The organism is Ramlibacter sp. GS1-15 (genome assembly GCF_057785015.1).
This window is the reverse complement of sequence record NZ_JBYNTU010000001.1, coordinates 1,993,294-2,005,426: the sequence shown is the minus strand read 5'-3', so window position 1 is coordinate 2,005,426 and position 12,133 is coordinate 1,993,294. Positions and strand designations below refer to the sequence as shown.

19 protein-coding genes are annotated in these 12,133 nt (G+C 68.5%); 11 read left to right on the top strand and 8 right to left on the bottom strand.

Features of this window, described 5'->3' with window-relative positions; translation table 11 throughout:
- The first annotated feature begins 89 nt into the window (after positions 1-89).
- Positions 90-275 (top strand): DUF3606 domain-containing protein, encoded by a 186-nt coding sequence (locus tag AC3EF3_RS10095; protein ID WP_488532022.1) that lies wholly within the window; start codon positions 90-92, stop codon positions 273-275.
- A 5-nt stretch (positions 276-280) separates the two neighbouring features.
- Here AC3EF3_RS10095 and AC3EF3_RS10090 read toward each other — a convergent pair whose 3' ends face one another.
- Genes AC3EF3_RS10090 through AC3EF3_RS10080 form a run of 3 tightly spaced genes read right to left on the bottom strand, consistent with a single transcriptional unit; the run spans position 281 to position 1,442 of the window.
- Complete coding sequence (locus AC3EF3_RS10090) at positions 281-880, bottom strand: hypothetical protein (protein ID WP_488532021.1); 600 nt, start codon at positions 878-880, stop codon at positions 281-283.
- Between the two features lie 46 nt (positions 881-926).
- A complete protein-coding gene (locus AC3EF3_RS10085; protein WP_488532020.1) occupies positions 927-1,094 on the bottom strand; it encodes a hypothetical protein in 168 nt (55 codons plus the stop codon).
- A gap of 42 nt (positions 1,095-1,136) precedes the next feature.
- Complete coding sequence (locus AC3EF3_RS10080; protein ID WP_488532019.1) at positions 1,137-1,442, bottom strand: hypothetical protein; 306 nt, start codon at positions 1,440-1,442, stop codon at positions 1,137-1,139.
- An 84-nt stretch (positions 1,443-1,526) separates the two neighbouring features.
- Here AC3EF3_RS10080 and AC3EF3_RS10075 point away from each other — a divergent pair, with 84 nt between their 5' ends.
- Complete coding sequence (locus AC3EF3_RS10075) at positions 1,527-1,757, top strand: hypothetical protein (protein WP_488532018.1); 231 nt, start codon at positions 1,527-1,529, stop codon at positions 1,755-1,757.
- Here the strand turns inward: AC3EF3_RS10075 and AC3EF3_RS10070 are convergent, their stop codons facing one another.
- Positions 1,758-1,961: a hypothetical protein gene (locus tag AC3EF3_RS10070; protein ID WP_488532017.1), complete on the bottom strand. Its 204-nt coding sequence runs from the start codon at positions 1,959-1,961 to the stop codon at positions 1,758-1,760. It abuts the gene before it with no gap.
- A gap of 109 nt (positions 1,962-2,070) precedes the next feature.
- Here AC3EF3_RS10070 and xth point away from each other — a divergent pair, with 109 nt between their 5' ends.
- Entirely contained in the window at positions 2,071-2,868 is a 798-nt protein-coding gene (gene xth / locus AC3EF3_RS10065) for an exodeoxyribonuclease III (RefSeq protein WP_488532016.1), read from the top strand.
- 11 nt (positions 2,869-2,879) lie between these two features.
- Complete coding sequence (locus AC3EF3_RS10060; protein WP_488532015.1) at positions 2,880-3,608, top strand: glutathione S-transferase; 729 nt, start codon at positions 2,880-2,882, stop codon at positions 3,606-3,608.
- A 15-nt stretch (positions 3,609-3,623) separates the two neighbouring features.
- Here AC3EF3_RS10060 and AC3EF3_RS10055 read toward each other — a convergent pair whose 3' ends face one another.
- The gene (locus tag AC3EF3_RS10055; protein ID WP_488532014.1) at positions 3,624-4,262 is read right to left on the bottom strand and encodes an NAD(P)-dependent oxidoreductase; all 639 of its coding nucleotides are present in this window, start codon (positions 4,260-4,262) and stop codon (positions 3,624-3,626) included.
- 96 nt (positions 4,263-4,358) lie between these two features.
- On the opposite strand from AC3EF3_RS10055, the gene AC3EF3_RS10050 reads away from it, so the two are divergent.
- Positions 4,359-5,258 (top strand): LysR family transcriptional regulator, encoded by a 900-nt coding sequence (locus AC3EF3_RS10050; RefSeq protein WP_488532013.1) that lies wholly within the window; start codon positions 4,359-4,361, stop codon positions 5,256-5,258.
- Here the strand turns inward: AC3EF3_RS10050 and AC3EF3_RS10045 are convergent.
- Entirely contained in the window at positions 5,248-5,799 is a 552-nt protein-coding gene (locus AC3EF3_RS10045) for a DUF924 family protein (RefSeq protein ID WP_488532012.1), read from the bottom strand. The two genes, AC3EF3_RS10050 and AC3EF3_RS10045, sit on opposite strands and share 11 nt — an antisense overlap.
- A gap of 32 nt (positions 5,800-5,831) precedes the next feature.
- Positions 5,832-6,107: a hypothetical protein gene (locus AC3EF3_RS10040; protein ID WP_488532011.1), complete on the bottom strand. Its 276-nt coding sequence runs from the start codon at positions 6,105-6,107 to the stop codon at positions 5,832-5,834.
- 94 nt (positions 6,108-6,201) lie between these two features.
- Here AC3EF3_RS10040 and AC3EF3_RS10035 point away from each other — a divergent pair, with 94 nt between their 5' ends.
- From AC3EF3_RS10035 to AC3EF3_RS10020, 4 genes are read left to right on the top strand one after another with little or no spacing between them, the layout of a single operon-like run.
- Positions 6,202-7,134, top strand: a complete 933-nt coding sequence (locus AC3EF3_RS10035) for a tripartite tricarboxylate transporter substrate binding protein (RefSeq protein WP_488532010.1) — start codon at positions 6,202-6,204, stop codon at positions 7,132-7,134.
- Positions 7,131-7,604: a tripartite tricarboxylate transporter TctB family protein gene (locus tag AC3EF3_RS10030; RefSeq protein WP_488532009.1), complete on the top strand. Its 474-nt coding sequence runs from the start codon at positions 7,131-7,133 to the stop codon at positions 7,602-7,604. The genes AC3EF3_RS10035 and AC3EF3_RS10030 overlap by 4 nt, the downstream gene beginning before the upstream one ends.
- A gap of 13 nt (positions 7,605-7,617) precedes the next feature.
- Positions 7,618-9,120 (top strand): tripartite tricarboxylate transporter permease, encoded by a 1,503-nt coding sequence (locus tag AC3EF3_RS10025; RefSeq protein ID WP_488532008.1) that lies wholly within the window; start codon positions 7,618-7,620, stop codon positions 9,118-9,120.
- Positions 9,117-10,178, top strand: coding sequence for an Ldh family oxidoreductase (locus AC3EF3_RS10020; protein ID WP_488532007.1), 1,062 nt, complete (start codon positions 9,117-9,119; stop codon positions 10,176-10,178). Before AC3EF3_RS10025 ends, AC3EF3_RS10020 begins: the two co-directional genes overlap by 4 nt.
- A 74-nt stretch (positions 10,179-10,252) precedes the next feature.
- Here the strand turns inward: AC3EF3_RS10020 and AC3EF3_RS10015 are convergent, their stop codons facing one another.
- The gene (locus AC3EF3_RS10015) at positions 10,253-11,152 is read right to left on the bottom strand and encodes a crotonase/enoyl-CoA hydratase family protein (RefSeq protein ID WP_488532006.1); all 900 of its coding nucleotides are present in this window, start codon (positions 11,150-11,152) and stop codon (positions 10,253-10,255) included.
- A gap of 20 nt (positions 11,153-11,172) precedes the next feature.
- Between AC3EF3_RS10015 and AC3EF3_RS10010 the strand changes: the two genes are divergently transcribed.
- Together AC3EF3_RS10010 and AC3EF3_RS10005 are read left to right on the top strand one after the other, a co-directional pair.
- A complete protein-coding gene (locus tag AC3EF3_RS10010; RefSeq protein ID WP_488532005.1) occupies positions 11,173-11,550 on the top strand; it encodes a hypothetical protein in 378 nt (125 codons plus the stop codon).
- Positions 11,551-11,648: 98 nt separating this feature from the next.
- A complete protein-coding gene (locus tag AC3EF3_RS10005; protein WP_488532004.1) occupies positions 11,649-12,131 on the top strand; it encodes a CHRD domain-containing protein in 483 nt (160 codons plus the stop codon).
- Positions 12,132-12,133 lie beyond the last annotated feature (2 nt).

Sequence of the window (12,133 nt, the reverse complement as noted above, 5' to 3'; positions counted from 1 at the left end):
GCTTGTCGGACGGCTGATCCGTCGCTTGTCCTGCCGATCCATGGATGGCCCCAGCCCTAAGCTGGGGCCATCTTCATCTGGAGAGTGGGATGTTCGATGACCCAGCGGTGCTCCAGGGCACCGGCAACGAGCCCCAGGTCAGCCTGGAACACGATTGGCAACGGCGCAACTGGGCGAGGTGGCTCGGCTGCAGCGAGGAAGAACTGAGGCTCGCTGTCGAGACCATGGGCCCGGACCCGGACAACGTGCGCCGGTTCCTGCGCCAGCTGCACTGAGGCCTTTACTTCTTCTTCGCCGGCGCGGCGGGCGCCGCGGCACCGCTGCCCTGGGCAGGCAGGCCCAGGCGCTTGCTGACCTGCTGTTCGAGCGCATTCACCTTGGGTTCGACCTGCGGCCGCGTGTCGGCAACCAGCTTCTCGCCCAGCGCCTGCTGCATCGCCGGCACCGTGGCCTGGTACTTCACCAGGGCCGGGTTCTCGAGTGACGCGGCGATCTGCTTGAGCTCGTCCTCGGAGAATTTCTCCTCCAGCACGGCGCCGATCGTCGACGGCGAGAGGTCGACGGCCCGCTTCTGGACGATCGGCGAGGCGTCGTCGAAGTACTTCTGCGCATCGGACTGGATGTCCCGGGCCATGGCTTCCTGCTTGTCCTTGGGCACGCGCGCAAGGACGATCTGCATGGCGCTGTTCATGATCTCGACCGCCGGCCGTTCGACCATGCCGCGCGCCAGCGCTTCGATGGCCGGCTGCTGCGCCTTCAGGATGCGCGCCACGAGCTCCTTCTTCGCAGGCGAAGAAGCGGGCGCGGGCGCGGCCGAGGTCTGGGCCTGGGCAGCGAAAGCCGCCAGGAGCGAAAGGGAGATGAGGGATTTTCTGATCATGAGGCATCTTAACTGCCCGGAAGACCTCCCTCGGCGGGGGCTGCCCTCAGCCCGAGTGCGGTCGCTTGCCCGGGCGCTTCTTGCTGCGCGTGTGCGAGCCGCGCTCCAGGCTTTTCTTCTGCCCGCCGCCCTGGCGTTTCACGGCCAGGCCGTTGCTGGTCTTGGGGGCCGGAGTCCGCTTGCGGTCGGCTTCGGTGACGATCTTGTTGCCCATGTGGCTGGTCCTTGGCTGATTGGAAAACCCCGCATTGTCTCATCATGGGCACTGCGCGGCCCCGGCCTGCATCGTGCACGCGCCGTGCGGGCCCACGAGCAGCGGTCCCACCTGGTTCAATCGCCGCCCCTCGCTGTCCCAGCAGCCGCCCGGATCGCATGTCGTCACCACGGCCGGACGGGGAATGGCCACGGGCGGGCGGGGCGGTTCGGCGACGATCGCAGGCGCCCCGTCGATCACCGGCGGCGGAACGACGATCACGGACGGCGCAACGACGTGCACCGGCACGGGCTGCGCCTGTACGCAGCCCGCAACGGCAAGGAGCAGGACGGCCAGTGATCGTTGCATGCGGTTTGGAGTGCGCTCGGCAGGCAGGGGTTCTCGCGCCATCGTCCGACAGCCCTCATCCGTGCCGGCGCTTACGCTGCCTTCATGTCCCGTCGCCAAGACACCAGCCCGACGCGCGCCAAGCGCGGTGAGGCGCCGACGTCCTCCGTGCCGGCACGCAGCGACATCGGCGAGAACAGCGCGAGCGAATTGATCGAGGCGCCGCAGCGCAAGAACCGTGACCCGCTGGACGCGCATGATTTCGCGGACGGTGGGGGCAGCGGCGGCGCCGAGCGGTTCAGCCGCACGCGCACCAAATCCCGCCGGGTGCGCTGATCAGCCCTTGTCGCCGTCCCGGTCGCCGTCCTTCTCGCGCTTGGGCTCGTCCGACCGCGGCTCGTTGGTGCTGCGATCCCTCCGCACTCGACTGTCGTCGGCGCGCCCGCGATCCGTATCGTCCTCGCCCGTCGACTCGGGCAGGCCGTTGAGCTTCCCGTCGGGATCATTGGCGGCTTCGGTGGGAAAGCGGATGGGCATCATGGGCGACCTCCCTGACTCGGCCCACCATACGACGTGCCCGCCTCCTCTGCTGTAGGACGGAGCCTCCAATCCTGCGCATGATCGCTGGGTGCGCGGGAGAATCGCTGCCATGAAGATCGCGACCTTCAACGTCAACGGCATCAAGACGCGCCTGCCGAACCTGCTGGCGTGGCTCGAGCGCGAGCAGCCCGACGTCGCGTGCCTGCAGGAGCTCAAGGCGCTGGACGATTCGTTCCCACGCAAGGAGCTGCTGGATGCGGGCTACCACGCCCTGTGGCGCGGCCAGCGCTCGTGGAACGGCGTCGCGATCCTCACGCGCGGCGACCCGGCGATGGAGATCCGGCGCGAACTGCCCGGCGACCCCGGCGACGACCACAGCCGCTACATCGAGGCGGCGGTGAACGGCATCGTGATCGTGTCGCTGTACCTGCCGAACGGAAACCCGCAGCCCGGCCCCAAGTTCGACTACAAGCTCGCGTGGTTCGAGCGGCTGATCCAGCACGCGAAGCAGCTGTACGAATCGAGCCATCCGGTGGTGATGGCGGGCGACTACAACGTCGTGCCCACGGATTTCGACATCTACAACCCCCGCTCGTGGCGCAAGGACGCCCTGCTGCAGCCGCAAACCCGCGAATGCTGGCAGCGCCTGCTCGCGCAAGGCTGGACCGACGCGATCCGCCAGCTCAATCCGGACAAGCCGGTCTTCACGTTCTGGGACTACTTTCGCGATCACTGGCAACGCGATGCGGGCCTGCGCATCGACCACCTGCTGCTGTCGCGCGAGCTCGCACCGTGCCTGGTCGATGCAGGCGTGGATCGCTGGGTGCGCGGCGAGGCGAAGGCCAGCGACCACGCGCCGACCTGGGTGACGCTCGACGTCTCGAAGCTTGCGGCAAGGAAGAGATAGAGTCCCGCGCCATGGGATACGAACTGCACTACTGGCCCACCATCCAGGGCCGCGGCGAATTCGTGCGGCTGGCGCTCGAGGCGGCAGCCGCCGATTACGTCGACGTCGCGCGCGAGCCGGGCGGCATGCGCGAGATGAACGCGTACCTCGACGGCAAGGACGTGCAGCGGCCGCCGTTCGCTTGTCCTTTCCTCGTGGACGGCAGGCGGGTGATCGGCCAGACCGCGCTGATCCTGCACTACCTCGGGCCGAAGCTGGGACTGGTGGGCGCGAGCGAAGCGGATCGCCTCTGGACGCACCAGATCCAGCTCACGATGTCCGACTTCATCCTCGAAGTGCACGACGTGCACCATCCCGTGGGCACCAGCCTGTATTACGAGGACCAGAAGGCCGAATCGCTGCGGCGCGCGAGGGAGTTCCGCAGCGAACGGCTGCCGAAGTTCATGCGCTGGTTCGAGGCGATCCTCGAGCGCAACCCGAAGAACGGGGGCGCGAAGATGCCGCACCTGGTCGGCGCCAAACTGAGTTACGCGGACCTGTCGCTGTTCCAGATCGTCGAAGGCTTGCGCTACGCGTTCCCCAAGGCGAGCGCGAAGGCCCTGAAGAAGGCGCCGCTCGTCGTCGCGGTGCGCGACGGCGTTGCCGCGAACAAGCGCGTCGCGGCGTATCTTGCGAGCGGGCGCCGCATCGCCTTCAACACGCAGGGAATCTTCCGGTTCTATCCCGAGCTGGATGGATGATGCGGCCGGCCCGGGTCAGTAGCCGACCGTGAACCGCTCGCGGCCGTGCGCCGGTTTCTCCAGCTCGTCGACGAAGGCGACCGCGTAGTCCTGCACGGAGATGCGGCTGTTGCCCTGGGCGTCCTTGAGCAACTGGTCGCCACCGAGACGGAATTTGCCCGTGCGCTCGCCAGGGGCGATCACGGCGCTGGGACTGAGCATGACCCAGTTGAGGCCGCGTTCCTCGCGCAGCAGCTTCAGCGCCTGTCGCGCGCCCTCGGCCGAGCCCTTGTAGGCGGCCGGGAACGTGGGCGTGTCGAGCAACTGCACGCCAGGCGCCACCTCCAGGCTGCCGGCGCCGCCGACCACGAGCAGGCGCGGCACGCCGGCCTGCTTGGTGGCCTCGATGACCGATCGGATGCCCTTGAGGTAATAGCCCTCGACATCCGCCTGCGCATGGCCGCTGAAGGCGCTCATGACGGCTTCGTGGCCGCGCAGCTTCGCAGCCAGGGCGGCGGTGTCCAGCACGTCGGCGGCCAGCGGAGTGAGATTCGCCGCGGCGGGCAGTTTCTCGGGACGCGAAACGAGGGCCGTGACGCGGTGGCCGCGCGCCAGCAGTTCCTCGCGCAGCGCCGAGCCGATGAAGCCGCTGGCGCCGATCAGGGCGATGTTCATGGGGTGTCCTTTCGTTACTGCCGCCACTGTGCCCGGCGCGCTTGCCGCGATCAACGCCAACAATCACAATTCATTGTTTCGAATTCAGGGACAATCATGGCGACCGGCTCCGCCGACCTCAATGCCTTGCTCGTCTTCGCGGCCGTCGCGGAGCAGGGCGGCTTCACCGCCGCGGCCGAGCAGCTCGGCATGGCCAAGGCGAAAGTGAGTCTCGTCATCGCTCGCCTGGAGGCGCAGATCGGGCACACGCTGTTCGCCCGCACCACGCGACGTGTCGCGCTCACGTCGACGGGCCGGGCGCTGTACGACGAGTGCGTGCCCTCCTTGCGGTCTGTGCAGGAAGTGCTCTCGCAGTTCGCCGGCGCGCAGGCGCTGGCCGGCACGCTGCGCATCGCCGCACCGCTGGAGTACGCGGCACAGACCGCATCCGCCGTGGTCGCGGCGTTCGCGGCCGCCCATCCTGCCGTGCAGGTGGACCTGCGCACCAGCGACCGGGTCGTGGACATGCTGCAGGAGGGCATCGACGTGTCGCTGCGACTCGGCTGGCTGCGCGATTCGAGCCTGCGCGCAGTGCGCCTGGGGGAGTTCGAGCAGTACCTCGTCGCATCGCCCGCGTACCTCGCGCGCACCCCTCGCATCGCGCGGCCGGAGGACCTCGCGGCCCACGACTGGATCGCGCTCTCGCTGCTGCAGACGCCGCTCACCTGGAAATTCACGTCGGCGTGCGGGCAGGCCCGCACCGTGCGCATGACGGCGCGGCTGCGCACGGACTCCGCCGCGGCCCTGCGCGGCCTGCTCGAGGCGGGTGCCGGTGTCTCGGCGCTGGACGAATTCAGCGCTGCCCCGGCGCTGCGAAGCGGCTCGCTCGTGCGCTTGCTGCCGCAGTGGCAGCTGCGGCGCGGCGGCATCCACGCGGTGTTCCCGCCGGGGCGCTTCGTGCCGGCGAAGTCGCGCGCCTTCGTCGATTTTTGCAAGGGCTGGATCACTAGCCGCTGAAGCCGCCCTGGTCGAGGAACGCCTGTTCCTCGGACGTCGTGGTCCGGCCGAGGAGGGGGTTGCGGTGCGGGAAGCGCCCGAAGCGGGCGATGATGTCGCGGTGGAGCACGGCCCAGCGCTGCGAGTCGGGTCCGATGCGGCCCGCGAGTTCGACGCCCCGGTCCTGGTCGGCGAGGCTTTCCGAATGCATGAAGGGCAAATAGAAGAACTGCCTCAGGCCGGGATCGACCTGCTCGTCGAAACCTGAATCCACGGCGGCGCGCGCCACCTCGCGCGCCTTCGGATCGGTCGCGAACATGCGCGCCGTTCCGCGGAAAGCGTTGCGCGGAAACTGGTCGAGCAGGATGCACAAGGCGAGCGCGCCTTCGGCGCTTGCAGCCCAGCCGTCGAGGTCATCTCGCGACGCGGCTTCGTGCGCGCCGAGGAAGCGGTCGCCGAACGCGCGATCGAACGCGTCGTCCTTGCGGAACCAGCGCGACGGCCCGGCCTCCTTCCAGAAGGCCAGGACGTCGTGGGGATGGATGTCGGGGAAGGCGGGCACGCGCGGATTGTGCATGCCCGCGCATCAACCCGTCAGCGGTTGCGGCTCTGATCCGTGCTGGAGCTGCCCGACCCTGACCCTTGCTGCTGCTGGTCCTGGCGCTGCTGCTGGTTGCCCTGTTCCTGCTGCCTTTGCTGGCTGTCCTGTTCCTGCTGGCGCTGGCCTTGGCCGCCCTGCTGGTTGCTGCCCGGCTGGTTGCCGGCCTGCGGGTTGTGGCCCTGCTGGCTGCTGTCCTGCCGGCGCATCGCGTTGTCCTGTTCCTGCTGCTTGCGCTGTTGTTCGCGGTTCATGTCGTCTTGCTGGGCCATGGTGATCTCCTTACGACGACCCGCGAACTGCCGCGGGCCTTCAGCCACTTTGGGGTGGGGCGCGCGGACGTGCTGTAGTCCCGTGCCGCGTTTCATGGTTCACCCTGAGCGGGTTCCGGCTTTCGCGCAGGGTTATCCCAGTCGTCCGATCACACTCATCGTGCCCTGGGGTGCGGGCGGCGGCACGGACGCGACGGCGCGCATCATCGGCACGCTGCTCGAGAAGGAACTGGGTCAGCCGGTGAACGTCGTGAACCGCACGGGCGGCAGCGGCGTCGTGGGTCATGCGGCGATCGCCTCCGCGCCGCCCGACGGCTACACGATCGGCATGGCGACGGTGGAAATCTCGATGATGCACTGGCAGGGCCTCACCGAGCTCAACGGCGCGTCGTACACGCCGATCGGCCTGGTGAACGCGGACCCCGCCGGCATCCAGGTGCGCGCGGATGCGCCGTACAAGACGGTGCAGGACCTGCTCGCGGCGATCAAGGCGAACCCCGGCAAGTTCAAGGCCTCCGGCACGGGCCAGGGCGGCATCTGGCATCTCGCGATCGCAGGCCTGCTGCGTGACCAGAAGATCGACCCGGCCTCCGTGCCCTGGGTGCCGAGCAACGGCGCCGCGCCCGGCCTGCAGGACATGGTGGCCGGCGGTGTCGAGATCGTCCCGTGCTCGCTGCCGGAAGCGCGTTCGCTGATCGACGCGGGCAAGGTGAAGAGCCTGGCGATCATGGCGGACAAGCGTGCCACGCTGTACCCGCAGGTGCCGACGCTGAAGGCGGCGATCGGAAGCGACTGGACCATGGCGGCATGGCGCGGCATCGTCGCGCCCAAGGGCATCCCGAACGATGCGCGCGACAAGCTCGTCGCCGCCATCCGCAAGATCGCCGGGAGCAAGGAGTACACCGATTTCATGGCCAGCCGCGGCTTCGGCGTGATCTACGCCGGACCCGACGACTTCGCGAAATTCATGGCGAAGTCCGACGCCGATCTCGGCGCGACGATGAAGGCCGTGGGCATCGCGAAGTGAAACTCAACGACGCAGTATTCGGGCTGCTGCTGGCGGCCCTCGGCGGCCTCGTGCTGTTCGCGGTGCAGGGCTTCCCCAGGATCCCGGGCCAGCCGGTGGGGCCGGCCCTGTTTCCGGGCCTCATCGCTTGCGGGCTGTGCCTCAGCGGTGTCATCCTCATCGTGCGCGGCTGGCGCGAACGCGCCGAGCAGCCCTGGCTGCAGTGGGACGACTGGGTGAACTCGCCGCGGCACATCGCGGCGTTCGCCATCCTGGCGGGCGGCGTGGTGCTGTACATCGCCGCCTCCGACAGGATCGGCTTCATCCCGACGGCGGTGATCATCCTCTCGTCGCTGTTCGTCGTGCTGCGCGTCCCGCCGACGCGTGCGGTCGTCATCGCGGTGATCGCCGCGCTGGCCGTGCATTTCGCGTTCTACAAGCTGTTGCGCGTGCCCTTGCCCTGGGGCCTGCTCACGCCGATCGCCTGGTGAGAAAGGACTGACCATGTGGCATGCAGTCGGCCAGGCGTTCGCCATGGTCTTCGAGCCGTACACGGTGATGGTGATGATCTTCGCCTCGCTGTTCGGCCTCTTCGTCGGCGCGGTGCCGGGCCTCACGGCCACGATGGCCACCGCGCTGCTGGTTCCGGTGACCTTCTTCATGGCGCCCATCCCGGCCATCGCAGCCATCGTCACGGCGACGGCGATGGCGATCTTCTCGGGCGACATCCCCGGTTGCCTGCTGCGCATCCCGGGCACACCGGCGTCGGCCGCATACACCGACGAAGCCTTCGCGATGACGCGCAAAGGGCAGGCGGAGCTGGCGCTCGGCGCGGGCCTGGTGTTCTCCGCGGTCGGCGGCCTGTTCGGCACGGCGGTGCTGATCGTAGCCGCGCCGGTGCTGGCGGAGTTCGCGCTGAACTTCAGCTCGTTCGAGTACTTCTGGCTCGTTCTGCTGGGACTCACCTGCGCCGTGTTCATCACATCGAACGAGCCGCTCAAGGGCGTGGTCACGCTGCTGCTGGGCCTGCTGGTCGCCTGCGTCGGCCTCGGCAACCCGGCGGGTTACCCGCGCTTCACCTTCGGCAACGCGGAGATGACGGGCGGCATCGGCATGATCGCGATGATGATCGGGATGTTCGCGATCTCGGAGATCATCCGCTTCGTCGTCGACACGAGCCCGCCGGCGGAACTGGTCGTCGAGAAGGTCGGCAACGTCTTCAAGGGCCAGTGGGAGCTCGCCAAGAAGTACCCGAAGCAGATCATTCGTGGCAGCGCGCTCGGGACGCTGGTGGGCGCCTTGCCCGGCGCAGGTGCGGACATCGCGGCCTGGATGTCCTATGCGATGAGCAAGAAGTTCTCGAAGGAGCCGCAGAAATTCGGCACCGGGCACGTCGAAGGCATCGTGGAATCGGGCAGCGCCAACAACAGCGCGCTTGCGGGCGCGTGGATTCCTGCGCTGGTGTTCGGCATCCCGGGCGATTCGATCACGGCCATCGTGATCGGCGTGCTGTACATGAAGAACATGAACCCGGGGCCGACGCTCTTCACGACCAACCCGCAGAACATCTATGCGGTGTTCCTGCTGTTCATCGTCGCCAACCTCATCATGTTGCCTCTGGGCGTGCTGTGCATCAAGGTCGCCAAGCGCATCCTGCACGTGCCGCGCGAGATCCTGATGCCGATCATCCTGCTGTTCTGCATCGTCGGCACCTTCGCGATCAACAACACGGTGTTCGAGGTGGGCGTGATGCTGGTCGCGGGCCTGGTGGCCTATGTGCTGGAAGCGAACCGCTTCCCGATCGCGCCTGCCATCCTCGGCGTGGGGCTGGGCGGCATGCTGGAGGAGAACTTCATCACCTCGATGATCAAGAGCAACGGCAGCCTGGGCGCGTTCTTCTCGCGGCCGATCGCCCTGGGGCTGGCCGCGCTCACGATCGTCGTGTGGTTCGCGCCTGTCGTCATGCGGGCCGTGCGCGGGCCGCGCGCAGGAGCGGCGGCGGCGTGACTTCGCGATTCGATGCTTCGCGACTGCAGGCTTTCGCGCAGCAGCTGCTCGAGGCGGCGCAACTGCCGCACGACAAGGCGGGCGACGTGGCCGCGATCCTGGTCGAAGGCGACCTCATGGGCCACACCACGCATGGCCTGCAGCTGCTTGCGCCCTACCTGAACGAACTCGAAGCCGGGACCATGACGCGCGAGGGCGACCCGCGGGTGATCGCCGACAGGCCGGCCGCGCTCACCTGGGACGGCCGGCGCCTGCCCGGGCCGTGGCTCGTGCTGCGAGCGATGGAAGAGGGCGCGAAGCGTGCGCGCCGGTACGGCACCGGCACGGTGGTGATCCGCCGCAGCCATCACATCGCGTGCCTGGCGGCCTACCTCGAACGCGCAGCCCGCGACGGCTTCGTGATGCTGCTCGCGTGCTCGGACCCGAACTCCGCGAGCGTCGCACCCTTCGGCGGGCTCGATCCGGTGTTCACGCCGAATCCGCTCGCCGCTGGCATTCCGACCGGCGCCGATCCGGTGCTGGTGGACATCTCGACTTCCGCCACGACCAACGGCCTCACGGCGCGCCTGCACCGCGAAGGCGGCAAATTGCCGGCGCCGTGGCTGATCGATGGCAAAGGGCGGCCGAGCGACGACCCGGCGGTGCTGTTCAAGGAGCCGAAAGGCACGATCCTGCCGCTGGGCGGGATGGATTCCGGGCACAAAGGCTACGGGCTGTCGCTGCTGGTCGAGGCGCTCACCGGTGGCCTGGCGGGCCACGGCCGCGCGGATGCGAGGGAGGGCTGGGGCGCGACCGTGTTCATCCAGATGATGGCCACGAGCGCGTTTGCAGGGTCGGATGCTTTCGAGCGGCAGATCGGCGAGGTCGCCCGGCGTTGCCATGCCTCGCGTCCGGCGCGAGCGGGTGAGGCCGTGCGCCTGCCGGGCGAGCGCGGCATGGCGCTGGCCCGCGAGCAACGCGAGCGCGGCGTGGTGCTGCACGCGTCGATCATGCCGGCGCTGGAGCCTTGGGCGAAGAAGCTGGGCGTCGAATTGCCGCCGATTGTCACCCCGGCGTAGGCCGGGGTCGTTGGCATCATCACCCGCGCGACCGATCTATCGCCAGCGACCCCGGCCTGCGCCGGGGTGACAAGTCAAGGGCGCCTGGCGTTCATTTCCCGGATCATCGCTCGCGCCTCGTCGCCTTCCGGGATCGGCTTCCCGCTGTCGCGCCACTGCACCGCGGCCTTGAAGCCTTCGGCCTGCGCATACCGGCGAAACCACAGGCCTTCCGGGTTGTGCCGGGTGATGCCGTCGAACACGGTGGCCATCTGCTGGCTCTGCTCGAGGCCCATCGCGAGCATCACCTGGTTGACGACCAGCTTGTGCATCGCGAGCTGCCCACGCGGCACGCCGGCGATGCGGGACGCCAGCTTCATCGTCGCCTCCTCGAGCTGCGCGAGCGGCACCGCTTCGTTGGCCAGGCCCCATTCGGCGGCCGTGCGGCCGTCGATCGTGTCGCCGGTGAACATCAGCTGCTTCGCGCGCGTGGGCCCGAGCCGATAGGTCCACATCGCGGTGGTCGGGCAGCCCCACACGCGCGTGGGCATGTAGCCGATGCGCGCGTCCTCGGCCATCACGAGCAGGTCGCAGCACAGCGCGATGTCGCTGCCGCCGGCGACCGCGTGGCCGTGCACCTTCGCGATCGTCGGCTTGCCGCTTCGCCACAGGCTCATGAAGTCCTCCGTGTTGCGCTTCATGAAGGCGTAGTCCTCCATCGGGTCCCACGGGTGGCGCTCCTGCTGGCAGGGATGGTCGATTTCGCCTTCCCCGAACTGGGTGAGGTCGTAACCACCGCAAAAGCCCTTGCCCGCGCCTTCGACGAGGATGACATGCACTTCCGGGTCGGCATTGGCCCATTCGACGGCCGCGCGCAGTTCGCGCGGCGTGTCGTCGTTGATCGCGTTGAGCAGCTCGGGCCGGTCCAGCAGCAGGCGGGCGATGCGCGGATTGGAAGCGTCCTTGTCGATGCGCAAGGTGGTGTAGCCGGGCATGGAAATCTCCTGATGAGGCGATGACGGAGCAAGACTACACCGCCGCGCTGCGGCTGCCTGCATCCGCCTGCCAGGGCGCGCTCCACCATGGATCCGCGATCATCGAAAAAGGGGCACGCATGAGCAGCACCAGCATCGGCCGCGGACCCGGCAGCGGCGGCAACGAGAACCACGACGGCGATCCCACGAAGACGACGCTGGGCGAGACCGTGGGCCAGGAGCGGCCCTCGGGCAACGACATCCTGGACGACGCCGCGCTCGACGTTCCTGCTGGGGTGCCGGGTGCTCCGCCGAAACCCGGCATCGAGAAGGGCAAGGAGGCCTATCCCGACGGGCCGAATGTCGAAGCCAGCCCGTGGGAGCTCGACGCTGCGCGCGGCAACACCCGCAAGCCCTGATTTATTCCGGCGCCGCGCTGGGGATTGCCCCCTTGCACTCGCGTTCGTGGCGGTGGCCACAATGGCACTCCCATGGTCACCAACAAGGAGAACCTGCCATGAATCGCCAGACATTCGTTCGTTCCACGCTCGCGACCATCGCCATCTTCGGCATCGCGGGCTGTGCGCACCAGGGCGGCGGCATGGGCGGCATGATGATGGGCACGCCTTCGAACGTGCAGGTCTACACCGCCACGCTGTCGTCCGCCGAGGAGGTGCCGCCCGCCGCCAATAGCCAGGGCAAGGGCACGGCCGAAGTTCGCGTCGACCCCAGCACCAACGAGCTGACGTGGAAGGTCTCGTACAGCGGGCTCACGGGACCGGCGACGATGGGCCATATCCACGGCCCGGCCGCCAAGGGCCAGAACGCGGGTGTGGTGGTGCCGTTCGCGGGCGTGGCCAACGCCAATGCGGCCGAAGGCAAGGCGAAGCTCACGCAGGCGCAGTACGGCGACCTCGCCGCGGGCCTGTACTACGTGAACATCCACACGGCCCAGTACCCCGGCGGCGAGATCCGCGGGCAGCTGATGCGCAAGCCCTGAGG

What these genes read in the sequence shown, in the direction of transcription:
- AC3EF3_RS10015 (WP_488532006.1), bottom strand. Translation starts at nt 11,152, where the DNA reads ATGCCCGGCTACACCACCTTGCGCATCGACAAGGACGCTTCCAATCCG.
- AC3EF3_RS10080 (WP_488532019.1), bottom strand. Translation starts at nt 1,442, where the DNA reads ATGCAACGATCACTGGCCGTCCTGCTCCTTGCCGTTGCGGGCTGCGTA.
- AC3EF3_RS10075 (WP_488532018.1), top strand. Translation starts at nt 1,527, where the DNA reads ATGTCCCGTCGCCAAGACACCAGCCCGACGCGCGCCAAGCGCGGTGAG.
- xth (WP_488532016.1), top strand. Translation starts at nt 2,071, where the DNA reads ATGAAGATCGCGACCTTCAACGTCAACGGCATCAAGACGCGCCTGCCG.
- AC3EF3_RS10085 (WP_488532020.1), bottom strand. Translation starts at nt 1,094, where the DNA reads ATGGGCAACAAGATCGTCACCGAAGCCGACCGCAAGCGGACTCCGGCC.
- AC3EF3_RS10095 (WP_488532022.1), top strand. Translation starts at nt 90, where the DNA reads ATGTTCGATGACCCAGCGGTGCTCCAGGGCACCGGCAACGAGCCCCAG.
- AC3EF3_RS10055 (WP_488532014.1), bottom strand. Translation starts at nt 4,262, where the DNA reads ATGAACATCGCCCTGATCGGCGCCAGCGGCTTCATCGGCTCGGCGCTG.
- AC3EF3_RS10070 (WP_488532017.1), bottom strand. Translation starts at nt 1,961, where the DNA reads ATGATGCCCATCCGCTTTCCCACCGAAGCCGCCAATGATCCCGACGGG.
- AC3EF3_RS10035 (WP_488532010.1), top strand. Translation starts at nt 6,202, where the DNA reads ATGGTTCACCCTGAGCGGGTTCCGGCTTTCGCGCAGGGTTATCCCAGT.
- AC3EF3_RS10025 (WP_488532008.1), top strand. Translation starts at nt 7,618, where the DNA reads ATGTGGCATGCAGTCGGCCAGGCGTTCGCCATGGTCTTCGAGCCGTAC.
- AC3EF3_RS10005 (WP_488532004.1), top strand. Translation starts at nt 11,649, where the DNA reads ATGAATCGCCAGACATTCGTTCGTTCCACGCTCGCGACCATCGCCATC.
- AC3EF3_RS10090 (WP_488532021.1), bottom strand. Translation starts at nt 880, where the DNA reads ATGATCAGAAAATCCCTCATCTCCCTTTCGCTCCTGGCGGCTTTCGCT.
- AC3EF3_RS10010 (WP_488532005.1), top strand. Translation starts at nt 11,173, where the DNA reads ATGACGGAGCAAGACTACACCGCCGCGCTGCGGCTGCCTGCATCCGCC.
- AC3EF3_RS10060 (WP_488532015.1), top strand. Translation starts at nt 2,880, where the DNA reads ATGGGATACGAACTGCACTACTGGCCCACCATCCAGGGCCGCGGCGAA.
- AC3EF3_RS10050 (WP_488532013.1), top strand. Translation starts at nt 4,359, where the DNA reads ATGGCGACCGGCTCCGCCGACCTCAATGCCTTGCTCGTCTTCGCGGCC.
- AC3EF3_RS10040 (WP_488532011.1), bottom strand. Translation starts at nt 6,107, where the DNA reads ATGGCCCAGCAAGACGACATGAACCGCGAACAACAGCGCAAGCAGCAG.